Source organism: Cellvibrio sp. KY-GH-1 (assembly GCF_008806975.1).
Taxonomy (GTDB): domain Bacteria; phylum Pseudomonadota; class Gammaproteobacteria; order Pseudomonadales; family Cellvibrionaceae; genus Cellvibrio.
Map to the genome: position 1 here is coordinate 12,328 of NZ_CP031728.1, position 17,269 is coordinate 29,596.

The 17,269-nt window shown below is 47.9% G+C and carries 11 protein-coding genes; 6 read left to right on the forward strand and 5 right to left on the reverse strand.

Annotation, left to right across the window (positions count from 1 at the left end; all coding sequences use genetic code 11):
- The first annotated feature begins 56 nt into the window (after nucleotides 1–56).
- On the forward strand, nucleotides 57–2,648 hold the full coding sequence (locus tag D0C16_RS00040) for an alpha-amylase family glycosyl hydrolase (RefSeq protein ID WP_151030437.1): 2,592 nt from the start codon (nucleotides 57–59) through the stop codon (nucleotides 2,646–2,648).
- A gap of 194 nt (nucleotides 2,649–2,842) precedes the next feature.
- Here the strand turns inward: D0C16_RS00040 and mltF are convergent, their stop codons facing one another.
- Both mltF and D0C16_RS00050 read right to left on the reverse strand, forming a co-directional pair.
- Nucleotides 2,843–4,360 (reverse strand): membrane-bound lytic murein transglycosylase MltF, encoded by a 1,518-nt coding sequence (gene mltF / locus D0C16_RS00045; protein WP_151030438.1) that lies wholly within the window; start codon nucleotides 4,358–4,360, stop codon nucleotides 2,843–2,845.
- A gap of 468 nt (nucleotides 4,361–4,828) precedes the next feature.
- On the reverse strand, nucleotides 4,829–5,563 hold the full coding sequence (locus D0C16_RS00050) for an SDR family oxidoreductase (protein WP_151030439.1): 735 nt from the start codon (nucleotides 5,561–5,563) through the stop codon (nucleotides 4,829–4,831).
- 77 nt (nucleotides 5,564–5,640) lie between these two features.
- On the opposite strand from D0C16_RS00050, the gene D0C16_RS00055 reads away from it, so the two are divergent.
- The 4 genes from D0C16_RS00055 (at nucleotide 5,641) to D0C16_RS00070 (ending at nucleotide 11,552) form a co-directional block, all read left to right on the forward strand.
- Nucleotides 5,641–6,186 carry a Crp/Fnr family transcriptional regulator gene (locus D0C16_RS00055; protein WP_151030440.1) on the forward strand — a complete coding sequence of 182 codons (546 nt, stop codon included), beginning with the start codon at nucleotides 5,641–5,643 and terminating at the stop codon, nucleotides 6,184–6,186.
- Between the two features lie 123 nt (nucleotides 6,187–6,309).
- Nucleotides 6,310–10,176 carry a phosphoribosylformylglycinamidine synthase gene (gene purL, locus D0C16_RS00060; RefSeq protein ID WP_151030441.1) on the forward strand — a complete coding sequence of 1,289 codons (3,867 nt, stop codon included), beginning with the start codon at nucleotides 6,310–6,312 and terminating at the stop codon, nucleotides 10,174–10,176.
- A 186-nt stretch (nucleotides 10,177–10,362) separates the two neighbouring features.
- Entirely contained in the window at nucleotides 10,363–10,587 is a 225-nt protein-coding gene (locus D0C16_RS24710) for a type II toxin-antitoxin system RelE/ParE family toxin (RefSeq protein WP_225318840.1), read from the forward strand.
- A gap of 122 nt (nucleotides 10,588–10,709) precedes the next feature.
- A complete protein-coding gene (locus tag D0C16_RS00070; RefSeq protein WP_151030442.1) occupies nucleotides 10,710–11,552 on the forward strand; it encodes a class I SAM-dependent methyltransferase in 843 nt (280 codons plus the stop codon).
- A gap of 117 nt (nucleotides 11,553–11,669) precedes the next feature.
- Here D0C16_RS00070 and D0C16_RS00075 read toward each other — a convergent pair whose 3' ends face one another.
- Complete coding sequence (locus tag D0C16_RS00075; protein ID WP_151030443.1) at nucleotides 11,670–13,265, reverse strand: winged helix-turn-helix domain-containing tetratricopeptide repeat protein; 1,596 nt, start codon at nucleotides 13,263–13,265, stop codon at nucleotides 11,670–11,672.
- A gap of 296 nt (nucleotides 13,266–13,561) precedes the next feature.
- On the opposite strand from D0C16_RS00075, the gene D0C16_RS00080 reads away from it, so the two are divergent.
- On the forward strand, nucleotides 13,562–14,251 hold the full coding sequence (locus D0C16_RS00080; RefSeq protein WP_151030444.1) for a DUF3313 family protein: 690 nt from the start codon (nucleotides 13,562–13,564) through the stop codon (nucleotides 14,249–14,251).
- Nucleotides 14,252–14,346: 95 nt separating this feature from the next.
- On the opposite strand, the gene trxB is transcribed toward D0C16_RS00080, so the two are convergent.
- Entirely contained in the window at nucleotides 14,347–15,297 is a 951-nt protein-coding gene (gene trxB / locus D0C16_RS00085) for a thioredoxin-disulfide reductase (RefSeq protein WP_151030445.1), read from the reverse strand.
- Between the two features lie 192 nt (nucleotides 15,298–15,489).
- On the reverse strand, nucleotides 15,490–17,247 hold the full coding sequence (locus tag D0C16_RS00090) for a bifunctional diguanylate cyclase/phosphodiesterase (RefSeq protein ID WP_151030446.1): 1,758 nt from the start codon (nucleotides 17,245–17,247) through the stop codon (nucleotides 15,490–15,492).
- Nucleotides 17,248–17,269 lie beyond the last annotated feature (22 nt).

Sequence of the window (17,269 nt, forward strand, 5' to 3'; positions counted from 1 at the left end):
GGTTTTATCTCATCAAATAGTCGCTCCAATAACATAAGCATAAAGGAACGACCATTATGAAACACAAACACATCCTCCTCTCTTTTTTGCTGGTGACCTCAGCAAGCGCGCAAGCCGAATGGTTTTTGCGCGGCACGCATAATAATTGGGCTGCGGCTCAAATGAATAACGCGGGAACCAACACCATGGAATTAACCAATGTGGTGTTTCCGGCGGCAGGCAGTATCAAGTTCGATCGCTATGGTGACTGGTCGGAAAATTATGGTGTGGGCGGGCGCAGCGGCTCCAATATTGCGGTGGGTCAAGGCACCTGGAACATTAAATTTTTTACCGATACCAAAAACTGGAGCATTAGTGCGGCAGCGGCCAGTGCGAATTATCACCTGCGTGGTACGTTTAATGGGTGGGCTGAAGGTACATTGATGACCCAAGTTGGCACCTCGGATGTATACGAGATTTGCCAGAACTTTGTCAGCGGCGATGCTTCCGGCGGCCCGCGTTTTAAAATCGACCCTAACGGCGGTTGGGGCAGTGATGCTGTTCCCACCACAGATTACACAGTGGCAGCCGGTTGGGTGAAAATCACCTTCAACGTTACCTCCAAAGCCATTAGTGCACAGCAAAATCTCTCCGCAAATTGTGGCGCTGTTACATCCAGCTCAACAGCGTCTGTCGCGAGTTCTGTAACAACCAGTTCCGCTGTTACAAGCTCACGTGTTCCCAGTTCGGTTGCGGCCAGTTCGTCCAGTATTGCAGGAGCGCCGTTCCATCTGCGCGGTACGCATAACGGCTGGGTGGAGGGTGACTTATTTGCGACGCCGGCAGGGACCAATCAACTGGAAATTTGCCGTAATTTCAGTGTGGGCGATGCTAACGGCGGGCCGCGTTTTAAAGTCGACCCTAACGGTGCTTGGGGTGATGCGTTCCCGGCTGCAGATCAACCAGCCAGCGGTTGGACGCGTATTGTCATTAACACCAGCACGCGCAGTTTGGTGAGCACTACGACCAATCTTGCAGCGAATTGTGCGGTCGCTTCATCCAGTTCTATCAGTTCCAGTACGGCGTCCAGCGCCTTATCCAGTAATGCGGCGAGTAGTGTTGCATCGGCAGACGATTTCCGTGCACGCACTATGTATTTTGTGTTTGTGGATCGCTTCGCCAACGGTAGCACAGGGAACGATAACGGTAGCAACGCAACAGCGACCTCAACAGTGAAGTCATCCGGGGCGCAAAGCGAATGGAAGAAATATTGGGGCGGTGATATCGCCGGATTAATTTCCAAGCTGGATTATCTACAGGCATTAGGCGTTTCCGCCATCTGGGTAACACCGCTGGTCGATAATATTAATATTGGCAATGAAGGCGGCTATCACGGCTATTGGGCGCGCGATTTTTACAGCGTGGATGAGCACTTGGGTGATTGGGCATTAGTCGATGAACTCAATGTGCAAATGGAAGCGCGCGGCATGAAGCTGGTATTGGATATTGCGCTCAACCATTCCAATCAAGATGATCAATACGAATTCGGTGCGCTCTACAAAGAAGGTGCTTTCCTGACCGATTTTGCCATCGGCAAAGGCTCTTGGTACCACGCTAATGGTGCAATCTCCGATTGCGGTGATACTAATCCTGCAACCACGTGCAACGGCGAGTGGGACGATCCCAGGTCATTCCGCAACAAGAGCTTGTTTAACCTCACCGATTTCAATCACGGCACCAGTGGCAATTCTATTGCCGATCAATATTTAATTGATGCCGCGCTCAAGTGGATGGATCACGGTGTCGATGCGTTCCGTATCGATGCGATTAAACATATTGAGCCATCGTTTATTAATCGTTTCTCTGCCGCTGTGCGTGCGAAAAAAGCTGACGCGTATATTTTTGGTGAATGGTATAGCGCGGGGGCGGGCGATGCATTATCGATGAGCTTTCTCAACGAACGTCGCGGTTCTGAATTGCTGGATTTCAAATTGCGCGATGCTATTGAAAATGCGATTGCGGGTAATATCACCATGACCAGCTTGAGCAGCCATATTAATTCGCGTGCAGGTGCGATGAACAATTTTGAAGACCAGCAGGCGATTTTCCTCGACAACCACGACGCAACTCGCACCAGCGTCTATTTGCAAACCACGGGCAATACTAATCGCGGTGCAGGTAAAGGCATGAGCAAAAGTTTTGCTGATGCGCGTCAAAACCTGGGTATGGCATTGGTGATGACGTTGCCGGGAGTCCCGACGATTTATTACGGTACCGAGCAAAACTCTACCTGGTTTACCGCCAACGGTGATGGACAAGTTGGTCATGATCCGTTTAACCGCGAACAACAACCTTCATTTAGCCAAACAACACCTGCGTTCAGCTTAATCAGCGCCCTGGCTAATCTGCGTAAAAACAGCCCGGCAATTCAGCGTGGAAGCTATGCGGAGCGCTGGTCGACGGCGGATGTGTTGGTATTCCAGCGTCAGGAAGGCAACGATTGTTCGGTGATTGCTGTGAATCGTGGGGCGGCAACCACCATCACCGTGCCTAATTTGTGCTTGATTAATGCCGCTTACACTAGCGTAGTAGGAACGGATGTGGTGAATGTGACCGGTGGTAGCGGCACATTTAACCTGTCGCAAAATGAAGTAGTGGTATTGCATTAATTCACAGCAGTAATTACTAAATGCAAACGGGATTCCAACCGCCAACGGGGTTGTAATCCCAAATACGTAAAGCAAAAGAAAAACCTGCTTTTACATCAGAAAATTGTTCCACCTGATCGTAAAAAATAAGCAGTAAAAACAAAAGAGGCGCTCACAATGAGCGCCTCTTTTTCATCATTCAGTTGAAAAGTGTATTACAGCAACGAATGTTTTTGTGTGGCTACTGTTTCCAATTCTTTTTGCTGATCGACTTCTTCTGTGTTCATGGTGTTAGCTGACAAACGATTTACGTTGCTCGCTGTTGCTAACCTAAATTCTTCTTGCTGTTGATGCCAGGCAATAATTTTGTAGTAGTTACGCACGTTATCGACAAACTTGACGGGCTCCCAGCCACGCATATAACCGTGCTTGGCGCGGCTATAGTACTGATACTTGGATAGCAGCGGCATGTGTTTGCGTACATCTTCCCAGCTGCTGGGGTTGCCGCCCATACGCTGAGTAAGCACTCGTGCATCTTCAATGTGGCCCAAGCCCTGGTTGTAAGCGGCCAGCGCCATATTAAATCGGTCTTCGCCGGTAATACGTTTCGGAAGCTTCTCAAATAAAATGCTCAGGTATTTTGCCCCGCCGTAAATACTTTGCTTGGGGTCTTTGCGATCGCTAATACCCATGGCGCGTGCGGTATTTTTGGTGAGCATCATCAGCCCTTTAACCCCGGTGTGGGATACGGCGTCTGGCAACCAGTTGGACTCCTGATAGCTGATGGCAGCGAGCAGTTGCCAATCCAGATTAAATTCCGCCGCGGCACTTTTCATGTGATCTTCCCACTGGGGCAAACGCTGCTCCAATTGGTAGGTAAACGCCATTGCCTCACCGCTAGTCACTTCTTCTATATGGCGATCAAAAAATTCAGCGGTTACGCGTGCCAGAGTGCCATCGGCTTTAATTGATTGCAGATACTCCTGTGCCGCATCAAATAATGTTGTATCACTGCTGTGAGGAAATGCCCAGGCGACCGGTTGGGGGTCGCTCACGTCAAATGCCAGCTCCGCCTTGGGGTAGGAGTAGCGATTCAACGAGTAAATGGAGGAATCGATAATGGCGTAGTCAGCTTCACCTTTGTTGATCATCTCCAGCAAATCGATCATTTCTGCGTTGACGACTTCACGCCACTGCAACTCCGGAAAGGCATCCTGCAAGGCTTTAACGCGTGCGCTGTGGGACTCGCTGGCAAGGATCAGCACTTCACGATTCGCAAGGTCCTTAACGCTGGTGGGCTGCGGCAAACGATTGTTGTACACCAGCTGCTGGGTTAGCTGCATAAAAGGTGCAGCAAAGCTTAGAGGCTTACCCCGGCTTTCCTGCGCCGTTAATCCGGCGGCAGCAAAGTGATATTGACCCGCGACCACGCCTTCCAGCATGGAATTAGTATCGGTGTTGTTTTCCAACACCAACTTCAGACCGAGCGAATCCGCAAAGCCTTTTACAAGGCTATATTCGAATCCTGTAAGGCCATTAGGACCTTCATAATAAGTGGTAGGACCGTTGCTCGATACTACGTGCAATTCGCCTGACTCAAGCACCTTCTCCAGTAGGGTAGGAGGGGTGCTACGCACCAGTACTAGGCTACTGGCGGTAAGTAACAAGCCCGCAAAAAGGCTCGTTATTATGGATTTTAAAATCACTAACGCTGATGGTTTGCGAATTTCCATAAGGGGTTTCTCCGGTGGTCTGAACTGCATCGCCCGAAAGGGTATTCTCTGTTCGTGTGTGCGCATTCATGCCGAATCCAATCCATTAATGACCCGTGCAAATACGACGCCATGGTATAACCACTTGTTTTGTGTGCCTAGCTTGTTTTCTGATCAGGATTAGGCTAGTCGTTCGGTGAAAAATTGACCTTTTTTGCCATCGGGCTAGTAATGGCGCGGGATTCGGCGGATTTCAGGCATAGTGTAAAGGCCGACGAACGGTCGAAAAAAACTTAAAAAATGTGATATCTAACGCCATTTTGAGGGTCAAAAAGGGCATGGAAATGGGGCAAAAAGTAAGTTTTTGTTAAAAAGCTGCACAAAAATACGGCAATATTTCAGATTTTTTTGTTATAAGCTGAATTTGTGCAGGCTATATTTCAGGCTTTTTTATTTTAAAAATCTTTTTCTCGATGCTTTTTTTGTTGTTCAATATTTTTTAAATATTTTGGATACTAACGTTGGACTTATTCGTGAAAGTAACGGAATCCATTTGGCTTTTCCAACAAAGATAATTTTTTTGCTTTTATTTATTCCCGCAATAATTTCTGTTGCCGCAGTGTCTGCCGATATTTTTTTACCCGCACGTTCACTTGTCATAGGTGTATCAACCAGCGGTAGTATAGCTTCGTATACCTGCGTGCAAGTATTTTCAAGTTGATAATTCAATGCGCATGAAAAATTATGTAACGCTGCTTTAGTTGCACAATAAACAGCGGCGCTGGTTTTCGGAAATATTGCGAGTGCGGATGAAATATTTACAATTGCTGATGGTTGATTATGTTGCCGCCAATGTTTTATGAGTATTGCGCTGAGTAACAATGGGGCTTGTAGATTTACCTGTATTTCCTCGTTGATTGATTTGAGTTCGAAATCTTCATCTATCAATAAAGGCGTGTATTGAACGCCAGCATTGTTAATCACCATGGAGATGTCTGGGTGCTCTTTTATTATTTTTCCCAGTGTGCGTTCAGTGTCTGGTTGTGCGCTTAAATCACAGCAATAACAGTGAATGTTGTGGCGATCACCAAACAGGGTTGTCATTTTTTCATGGGACCTCGCCAAGACTAATATGCAATTGTTTTTACTGAGTTGGTTAACCAGTGCAAGGCCGATACCGGAAGTGCCACCGGTAATCAAAATGGTTCTATTGGCAGTGTTCATAAGGGATTCTTCATTGAATGTGTGTTTGCACTTTAATAAAGACAGGCAAGTACAGCATTAACCTGAGTTAATAAAATATGTTAGTTGATAATGTTTTTTCTGGTTTTGGTGTTCGCGTAACACGTCGCAAAGGCGATTTTTTATTTGGCCAACATGCTGAATCATCCAATTTATTTTTTATCGAGCAGGGCTTGGTAAAAGCGTTTTATGAAACACGTGATGGTAAGGAGTTTATTAAGTCCTTTATTCGTGAGGGGCAAATCATTGGCAGTTTGCAGGCGCTATTTGCCGATAGGCCGAATAGTTTTTCTGTGGTCGCCCTGGAGGATTGTGTTGTCCGGGAAATACCTAAGGCGCAGTTGCTGGGTGCTAACGATAAAAACGGCGAGTTACAGGCGCTAATGAATAAACAGTTACTCATGCTGGCGATGAAAAAAGAACAGCGTGAATACGAACTCCTATGTCTATCTGCGGAGGAGCGTTATCAGATGTTTTGTGGGTGTGACGCACAATTGGTGGCCCGGCTTACGCAAGTGGATATCGCACGCTATTTGGGGATAACCCCTGTCGCCCTGAGCCGGATCCGTAAACGGCTTGGTTTGAAGCTCGGGAATACGGCTTGAAGAGCGGGTAAAGGGGAAAAAAGTCTCTCGGGCAGGGCGTAAATCCAGTACAATGCGCGCCTCTCTTTTGTCATTACCCTTTAATTACCACCCATGATCACCCATGCCGAGGCTCTTCCCACTATGTTAATCCTGCGTGGCGCTCCCGCTCTTTCAAGCTTCCGTACCCAAAAACTCCTGTCCAGCCTGCAACAACGCGTTCCTGCTGTCACAAGTGTTAGTTCGGAATTTGTCCACTTTGCCCATGTTTCCGCTCCGTTAAGTGATGCTCAACAGCAAGTCCTCACGCAATTACTGACTTACGGCCCCAAAGCAGAGAAAGAAGCCAGCCATGAAGGTGAGCTGTTTTTAGTGGTGCCGCGTTTGGGGACTATTTCTCCCTGGGCCTCCAAGGCAACCGATATTGCTAAAAACACGGGTCTGGAAAATGTAAAACGCCTTGAGCGCGGTATTGCCTACTATGTAACTGGAGCTTCGGCAACAGATCGCGCGGCAATTGCAGCGCTACTCCATGACCGTATGGTGGAAACTGTATTTGATCGCTTGGAAGCGGCGGAGCAGCTGTTTATCCAGCAGCAACCGGCGCAACAAACCTCTGTGGATATTCTTGGTGGTGGCCGGGCTGCCTTGGCGGATGCGAACAAGTCCCTCGGTTTGGCATTAGCAGAAGACGAAATTGATTATCTGGTAGAAAGTTTTACCACACTGGGGCGCAATCCTATCGACGTAGAGTTGATGATGTTTGCGCAGGCCAACTCTGAACACTGCCGTCACAAAATCTTCAATGCGTCCTGGACTATCGATGGTGAAGAGCAGCAGCGTAGTCTGTTCAAAATGATCAAGAACACTAACGAAGTGGGCGGTGAAGATGTGCTTTCGGCATACGCTGACAACGCCGCGGTAGTGGTTGGTCACGAAGCAGGGCGCTTTTACCCAAACCCGGAAACCAAAGCCTACGAATACACCCAACAACCTATTCATATATTGATGAAGGTTGAAACTCACAATCACCCAACGGCCATTTCACCGTTCTCTGGTGCTGGTACTGGCGCGGGTGGCGAGATTCGCGACGAAGGCGCCGTGGGGCGTGGTTCCAAGCCTAAAGTTGGTTTGAACGGGTTTACCGTATCCAACTTGCAAATCCCGGGCTTCGAACAACCTTGGGAACACAATTACGGTAAGCCAAACCGCATCGTCAATGCGCTCGATATCATGATTGAAGGCCCCATTGGCGGCGCGGCGTTTAACAACGAATTTGGTCGCCCGAACATTTGCGGTTATTTCCGTACTTTCGAAGAGAACTTCGACGGCGAGCGTCGCGGTTACCACAAGCCAATTATGTTGGCGGGTGGCTACGGCAACATCAAAACTGAACATATCGAAAAGCCGCCGTTTGGCGCGGGCACCAAACTCGTAGTGCTCGGTGGCCCGGCGATGTTGATCGGCCTCGGTGGTGGTGCCGCTTCTTCTATGACGTCCGGGTCTTCGTCTGAAGATTTGGATTTCGCTTCCGTACAACGCCAGAATCCTGAAATGGAACGCCGCTGTCAGGAAGTGATCGACGCTTGCTGGCAGTTGGGAGACAAAAACCCCATCGCCTTTATTCACGATGTAGGCGCAGGCGGTTTGTCTAACGCTTTCCCTGAGTTGGTAAAAGACGGCGGCACCGGCGGCAAATTTGAATTGCGCAATGTGCCCAACGATGAGCCGAGTATGAGCCCATTGGCGATTTGGTGTAACGAATCGCAAGAGCGTTATGTGTTGGCGATTGCACCGGCAGATTTGCCGCGCTTTGAAGCGATTTGCCAACGCGAGCGCGCGGCTTACGCTGTTGTGGGTGAAGCGACTGACGAAAAACATTTACTGGTTAACGACAAACACTTCGATGCAAAACCAGTTGATTTACCGATGTCAGTATTGTTTGGCAAGCCGCCAAAAATGCATCGCGTTGCAGAAAAACACAATGCAAAAACATCTGAGTTCAGCACCGCGGGTATTGAATTAAAAGATGCTGCTGAGCGTGTATTGAAGCACCCGGCGGTAGCGAGTAAAAACTTTTTGATCACCATCGGTGACCGTTCAGTAACCGGTATGGTAGCGCGCGACCAATTGGTTGGCCCTTGGCAAGTTCCTGTTGCTGATGTTGCGGTAACGACTATCAGCTATGACTCCTACGCCGGCGAAGCCATGAGTATGGGCGAGCGCACACCGGTTGCATTGCTGGATGCCCCTGCATCTGGTCGTATGGCAATTGCGGAAGCGATTACCAATATCGCGGCAACCCGAATTGCAAAATTGTCTGATGTAAAACTGTCTGCTAACTGGATGTGCGCTGCTGGCCACAAAGGTGAAGAAGAAAAGCTGTATCGCACAGTGCAAGCGGTTGGTATGGAGTTGTGCCCAGCGCTGGGAATTACTATTCCTGTTGGAAAAGATTCCATGTCCATGCGCACCGCGTGGAAAGATGGCGATGAAAACAAAGCGGTAACTGCGCCCTTGTCACTGGTAATTTCTGCATTCTCACCGGTAGTCGATGTGCGTCAGACTCTGACTCCACAATTGCGTACAGATAAAGGTGAAACTGAATTAATCTTGGTTGATTTGGGGAATGGCAAAAACCGTCTTGGTGGTTCGATCCTCGCGCAGGTTTACAACCAACTCGGCCAAACACCAGCGGATCTGGATTCTGCCGATCAACTCAAAGGTTTCTTCAATGCAGTGCAAGCAAGCCTTGTCGCAAATGAATTACTTGCTTACCACGACCGCTCTGATGGCGGTTTGTTCGCAACTGTTGCAGAAATGGCGTTCGCTGGTCATACAGGTGTAAGTATCAATCTGGATGGTTTGGGTGCAGATTCACTTGCTGCTTTGTTTAATGAAGAGGCGGGCGCAGTGGTACAAGTGACACGCGCTCAATCTGCTGCCGTGCAAAAACGTTTTGCGGATGCTGGTTTGAAAGTCCATGTGATTGGTGGCTTGAACGCGAATGACTCATTGAACATCAGCGCAAATGGCAATGTATTGTTCGAACAACCACGCGCGCAATTGCAAGCGTTGTGGAGCGAAACCAGTTATCGCATTCAATCACTGCGCGATAACCCTGCTTGTGCTGAACAAGAATTTGCTGCTATCACCAAACCAAACCCCGGTTTGAGTGTGAAGCTGAGCTACGACCAAAATGAGGATGTTGCTGCTCCGTTCATTAACACCGGCGTTCGTCCTGCTATCGCCGTGTTGCGTGAGCAAGGTGTTAACGGTCATGTGGAGATGGCGGCAGCATTTGATCGGGCTGGTTTCAAAGCCGTTGATGTTCACATGAGCGATTTGCTCTCCGGACGTGTGTCTCTGGAGCAATTCAAAGGTTTGGTTGCTTGCGGTGGTTTTTCTTACGGCGACGTATTAGGTGCGGGTGAAGGCTGGTCCAAGACCATTTTGTTTAACAACAAAGTGCGCGATGAATTCGAACGTTTCTTCCATCGCAACGATACTTTCAGTCTCGGCGTGTGTAACGGTTGCCAGATGATGTCCAATCTGAAAAACCTGATTCCGGGCGCCGATCACTGGCCGCGTTTTGTGCGCAATCTCTCTGAGCAATTTGAAGCGCGTTTCAGTCTGGTTCAAGTACAAGACTCGTCATCGGTATTGTTCAAAGGTATGAGCGGTTCGCACATGCCCGTGGCGGTTGCGCACGGTGAAGGTTACGCCGAGTTTGCCAATGCCGATGCTTTGAAAGTCTGTAACGAAAGCGGCACAGTGGCGATGCGTTTTATCGACAACAACCTTGCTGTAACTGAAACTTATCCGGCTAACCCGAATGGTTCGCCATTGGGTATCACCAGTGTTGCCAGCAAAGACGGTCGCGTCACCATCATGATGCCGCACCCGGAACGTGTATTCCGCGCAGTAAGCAACTCATGGAAGCCCGATGACTGGAAAGACGACGGCGCTTGGTTGCGTTTGTTCCGCAACGCTCGGGTGTTTGTGGGTTAATGATCCGGATGGCTTGGGCTTAAATGGATTGAACAAAGGAGGCTTCGGCCTCCTTTGTTGTTTATGGGGTGGGTAATTGCTAGCAAGCAGTTTATGATCATTTAAATCGTTCGATTTGATTAATTTGGCTGTTTCAGCTGAGAGGCGCATATATGGAAACCCTATCAAGAGCTATACCCACAAAAAGTGGGGAGTTCAACAGCAAAAGCAATATTTAAATGGTTGCGCAGTGCGTTAAATCAGTTAGCTGAAAACCCTTTAATGGGTACATTACGATGTTCAGCCGATCAAATTTATAGTTTTCCCTATGTGAGTCATATGGTTTACTACCAGACACAAAAAGACCACATTATTATTCTTGCTGTATTGCATCAAAGCATGACACCTGAAATACATTCGAAAAAAGAATAAAACAATAAATCCTCAGCTAATCCCCACGTTCTCCTCAAGTTCAGTTGTATAGGTTGCCTTAACTTATACAACACAGGTTCTGATATGGATCTGTTAAACCGCGAACTCAAAGGAGCTATAACATGAATGCGAATTTATCCAATCACGTAATCGATGCACCGGATTTTGATGCGATTAAGAAAAAGCAGCAGGCCATGTGGGCATCTGGTGACTACAGCAAGGTTGGTAGTACATTACAAATTACCGGAGAAAGCCTGTGTGAAGCCATGGATTTATACAGTGGTGAAACTGTGCTGGATGTTGCAGCAGGTAATGGCAATGTAACTCTGGCAGCTGCACGTCGCTATTGCCAGGTGACTTCAACTGACTATGTGCAAGAGTTATTGGATCAGGGCAGGGCCCGCGCGCTTGCCGATGGTTTGCGTGTTGATTATCAACAGGCTGATGCAGAAAAACTCCCCTTTACGAATGACAATTTTGACAATGTGGTTTCCACATTCGGTGTAATGTTTGCGCCCAATCAGGCACAAGCGGCGGCGGAAATGCTGCGTGTTTGTCGGGCGGGTGGAAAGATTGGTCTAGCTAACTGGACACCGGATGGGTTTATTGGTCGCTTGTTCAAAATTGTGGGGCGTTATGTGGCACCACCGGCGGGTGTGCAATCGCCAGCGGCTTGGGGAACGCAGGAGTTTTTACAAAAACATTTTGGTAGTGCTGCTGAAAAGATAGAAGTGACTACCAAGACTTTTATTTTTCGCTATTTGTCTAGCGATCATTGGCTGGATGTTTTTCGCAACTACTACGGCCCTGTGCACAAAGCCTTTGCGGCATTGAGCGATGAACAGCAGCAAGCGTTGGCTCAGGATATTACTCAACTGATCGACGAATTTAATCTGACGCAAGGCGCGAGTGTGAAAGTACCATCGGCTTATTTGGAAATTGTGATTACCAAAAAGTCGGCGTAAAAATGCATTGGTCAGTGTGTAAAAATTAGCTGATTGGCTCATGAATTGTTTGGGGAAATCTGTAATAGATTCCAGTGATCTATTGCGCCCCAAGCAATTTGCCGCAACACGGGTGCGCTATAAGTCAACCAGTTGTAAACCGCGTTTAAGTGCGGTTTTTAGCACTTCGTCTACAAATGGAAATGCGCTGAAAAAATGTAACGCGTTTGCATCTGTCTTACGGGCCTTAATGCGAGCGCGCCAATACTGGGATTTTTCCACGTTTCCAGCAAGCGCGTAGGTTGCGGCGGCAATCATAAAAATCAGGAAGTGTGCACCGGGCGTAGAGGCTGCTTTTTCAGCCCAATAAACTGCATTGGGTAAATCACCCAGGCGTAAATAGCCAAACGATTTGATGGCATAATTTCCATATAGCAATGGGTCTAGCGGGCTCAGATGTAATGAGCGTTCGGTATTTTCCAGGGCCGAATGTATATGTCCTTGCATCACTTCACAGAAGGCGCGGGAATAATGGCCTTGAGCAAAATTGGGGCTAAGCACAACAGCTCGCTCCAGCCAGCCCAAGCCTACATCCGCTTCGCCACTCAACCAAAAAGATCGCCCCATGTTGTAATTCGTAAATGGATCGAGTGCGTCCAGCTCCACACCGTGTTCCGCGAGTCGGCGCGCGTCGGTTACCGCTTTATTGTGATCCTGATCGTAGCCTAAAAATGCATCCTGGAAGCGTGTAAAAGATAGCCCAGCGTAGGCGCGCGCAAATTGTTCGTCTTGATTAATGGCTTGGGAAAAATAATGCGCTGCACGCGAGTTGTCTGTGTGAGTGAAACGAAACATGTAGCGCAGCCCTAAATGATAATTGGCCCAAGCATCCAGATTGTCTGACGAGCGCAGGTATGCTTGGCTCGCTTCATTCAGGGGTATATAAATTTCAAGTGAAGAAACTACATTGGCGATAATCTTGTGACGAATTTCATTGAGCGTGTCTGGTGTTGCCTCGAAGCGTTCCGCCCAGATAACTTCTGATGTTTCACAATCACTTAGCTCTACGGAAATAATCTGCGTTTTTCGAATTTCTTCAATGGAGCCGCATAAGGCGTAACGTAAACTGAGTTGCTGTCCTATCTTTTTAAGGTCAGGAGTTGGCGCGCGAAATTGAAATGCAGTGCCGCGCGCAATAACCCTGAGCCAGCGCAAACGCGATAGTGCTTGAATTAAATCGTGCGCCATGGCGTCGGCTATTACGGAGTCCTGTTGATTGACCAGTAGGTTTTGAAAAGGCAAAACAATAATCGACGGCTTACCCTGAGTGATAAACTCGGTCGGATGTTGTTGTAATGAATGAAGCAGAATCGATTGCTGTACTGGTGAGGTAATTGGCTGAAAATTTTGAATTGCCGTGGTCTCAGCAACAATAATATCAGCTACAAAGCGAAAACCTCGCCCACGCAGTGTTTTGATATAGCGCTGTTGCTCACCATCATCCTGCAGTGCTTTTCTGAGGGATTTTACACAGGTTGATAGGGCGGCGTCTGAGGTGAAGCGCCCACCCCACACAGCATTAATAATTTCATCCTTGGATGCTACCTGTTCCCGGTTTTCGATTAAAAATACCAATAAATCGAATACCTGAGGTTCAAGTGCAACTGTGGTGGTACCTCGCCTCAGTTCAGCGATATCCGTATCCAGCGTAAAGTGATCGAAGATTAGTTTCATCGCTTAATCCTAACGAGCAGCCTCGGAAGGGTCAACTCGAAGGATGGTGAACAACCCTAGCGCTACAAAATATTACAAACATAATCGCAGCGGCGGCGCACGCAAGTTTGTTTTTGTGCTTCAATAACTTACACTCCATTGCCAGGTTTATTATGGTCTGCGGCCGCAGGTGTTGGCCGGTAGTCAATGAACCCTGAATTACGAATAACGTCATAGGCATTGTCGTATGTAGGTTTACATAACGGCGCCCGCGGTTAAAGCCGCACTCTGTTTTATCTATACAGGCAGGTAATCCCATGAAAGCGATATTGAAACATACAGCACTTCGTTTAAGTTTGATTGCGTTGGCCAGCGTTTTGGTTGCTGGCTGCTCAGTCACTAAAAAACATGAAAAGGATGCGCAAGTTAAAGCGGATAAGGAGGGGCTTTCGGTAGTCAAGGATTCCAAATTTGATGGCACTTTTGTTGCGCCCAATGCCCAATTTGCACAGTACAAAAAGTTATTTGTTGAACAGCTTGATATGACGGATGTGAAAATCCGTAAACTGTCGAATACTAATTTTAGTAATGATACCCCCTGGGAGCTGAACGATAATGATCGTCGCTATTATCAGGAACGTTATACCGAAGCGTTGATGAATAACCTGATTGTCGATGGGCGTTATTCCACAGCAATGCAAGCCGGCGCTGATGTCATGACTGTTAGGGCTAAGGTATTGGAAATTGCACCGCTCGGCAGTAAGGATGACTTTAAAGGTCGCCCTAACAATGTGAAAGTATACAGCGAGGGAATGGGGACTATGACTCTGGAGATTTCCCTGTATGACTCTGCCTCTGGAAAAGTGCTGGGAATAATTACAGATCAGCGTGATTTGGGAAGAATATGGGAAGAAAATAATCGCGTTACTAATAATGTTCAGGTGCGCGTGGCATTCGATGCCTGGTTAAAAAAGCTGCGCAATGAGCTGGATCGTCTTTCCAAATAAACATTGCCGTTTTTTCAAATCAACTGCTTTTCTTGACAATAAAAAAGGGTGGTCCCAATGACCACCCTTTTTTGTTGTTCCGGTTTTTTACGAAACTATTTCAAATCATCCAGATATTGCTCTGCATCCAGCGCCGCCATACAACCAGCGCCTGATGAAGTAATTGCCTGGCGGTATACATGGTCAGCTACGTCACCGGCGGCAAACACGCCAGGGATGTTCGTTGCAGTTGCATTGCCTTCCAAACCGCTTTTTACTTTAATGTAGCCATTGTGCATATCCAATTGGCCTTCAAAAATGTCGGTGTTGGGCTTGTGACCAATCGCGATAAATACACCGGCAATATCCAGTTCCTGAGTGGAACCATCTTTGGTACTTTTCACGCGTAAACCGGTCACGCCTGAATCATTGCCCAGCACTTCTTCCAATTGGTGGTTCCACAGGATTTTGATATTGCCGGTTTCCGCTTTGGCAAAAAGTTTGTCTTGCAGAATTTTTTCTGATTTCAGCTTGTCGCGACGATGGATCAGCGTTACTTCGCTAGCAATGTTCGACAAATACAGTGCTTCTTCTACCGCCGTATTGCCACCACCCACCACAGCAACTTTTTGGCCGCGATAGAAGAATCCATCACAGGTTGCACAGGCGCTGACACCTTTGCCCATAAACGCTTCTTCGGACGGCAAACCCAAATATTGTGCAGAGGCACCGGTAGAAATAATCAGCGCATCACAGGTGTAAGTGTTGGAACCAATCAGTTTGAATGGACGTTCGGTTAATACGGTTTCATGGATATGGTCAAAAATAATCTGCGTATCGAAGCGCTCAGCGTGCTGCTGCATTTGCACCATCAGGTCTGGCCCCTGCAAGTCGTGTACACCGCCTGGCCAGTTTTCCACTTCGGTGGTGGTGGTTAATTGACCACCTTGCTGCATACCGGTAATAACCACAGGCTTGAGGTTGGCGCGGGCTGCATAGATGGCCGCGGTGTAACCCGCAGGGCCGGAACCGAGAATAATTAATTGGTGATGTTGTACTTCACTCATAGGAAATCCTTGATTTGGCTACAAAAATTGGATTTAAAAGGGGCTTGGCTAAGCGCTTGTTGCCTAATGTGGGGGCATGATAGGCGAATAGCAATGGCAGCGCAAAATTGTCTCGTTCAATGCGCCGTATTGCGTTTGCCTATAGCGGGCGTTTGGGCTGAGGAATCCGGCAGGTGCTTACGCCGTTCGGTATTATCCGACGAGCGCACCCAGTACGGATATGTGTGTGCTCCATTCGGCTGGGCTGTGTTCGCGCAATAACTGCTCAAAATCAGCAGGGGACAGGGGTTTGGAGAACAGATAACCCTGTAAGTAGTCTGCCCCATAGTCCCGGCAAATCCGCGCCTGCTCGCGGGTTTCAACACCTTCTACCACAACGGTTAAATCCAGGCTTTTGGCAAAGATAATCATCGCGCGCAGAATGCGGCAGTCTGCTGTATTTTCCGGTACGCCCATTACAAAGGTGCGATCAATTTTGAGGGTTTTAGCTGGCAATTCTTTCAAATAAGCCATGGAGGAATAACCGGTGCCAAAATCGTCCACGGCGATATCAATGCCGTATTCCTGAATTTTTTTAAGTTTTTGCGCTGTCCTCTGCAGGTTTTCGATCAATACTGATTCGGTAATTTCCAGGCTGACACAACGGCCGGGAACGCCGGTGGAGTTAAGATCTTTAATGATATTTTCATAGAGGTCTTCATCGGTAAGTAATTGAGCGCACACGTTGAATTTCATATTGAAATTATCATCGACTAATCCTTCGTTGCGCCAACGCGCAATTTGCTGGCAGGCTTTCAAGCGGCTTTTGGAATCGATCTCCCCAATTAGGCCAATTTCTTCGGCAAGGGCGATAAATGCAGCCGGCGGTAAGATGCCACGTTCAGGGTGATCCCAGCGGATCAGTCCTTCGGCGCCGCGGATTTCAAAGGTCTGTGCATCCACAATCGGTTGATAAAACAAAATAAAATGATCAGTAGGAATTAAATTGCGCAACTCTTTTTCCATGCGAATCCGTTCTTGCATTTGCGACTGCATAGTCGGGGAAAAAAATTGGTAATTATTACGGCCATCGTGCTTGGCTCGATACATCGCCAGATCGGCCGCCTTTAATAAATCACTGGCGTTTTGTCCCGCATCCGGATAGGTCGCTATACCAATACTGGTTGAAATCGCGTTTTCAAATTTTCCGATAATAATGGGTTTGCGCAGGTCATCCAGAATACGTTGCGCTAATTGGCTTATGGATTCCTGGTTGTCGAAATTGTGCGCGAGCACGGCAAATTCATCGCCGCCAAGGCGGCAGACAATATCGCCCGCACGCACTACCCGCAGCAGACGTTGTGCAACCTCTTTTAATACCTGATCGCCAATCACATGACCAAGGCTATCGTTGATTATTTTAAAATTATCCAAGTCTAAAAAGAGTAGGGCGAGTTGATCGTTTTGGCGTTTGGCGCGGGGAATAGCTGCACGCAGGCTTTCATCAAAGTAATAGCGGTTGGCGAGTCCGGTCAGCGAATCATTTTCTGCCAATGCGCGCAATCGTTGGTGGCTTTCCTGTAATTGTCGCTCAAGGATGTGGCGCGAACGTGCATGGGTAATGGCGCGGGTCAAATGCTTGTGGGCAATTTCTGATTTGAATAAAACATCCTGGGCACCCGCTTCAATAAATTCGCGTTCCAGGTCTTCATCGGCCGATGCACCGGTCAAAATAATAATGGCGGCGTGATGTTGGGGGTGTTTGTTGAGTAGTTGCAGTACTTCCATTCCATCGATATCGGGTAAGCGATAATCAAGCAAAACTGCATCAAAATCGTTGCAGTCAAACTGTTCCAATCCTTCGGCGGCGCAGCTCGCTTGGGATATTGTGATATCCCATTCGGTTTTGCGAAAGGTACGAATGATCGCTTGCCGATCCAGGTCGTTATCGTCGATCAACAACAGCTTCATGCATTCACCTCTCCACCCTTGT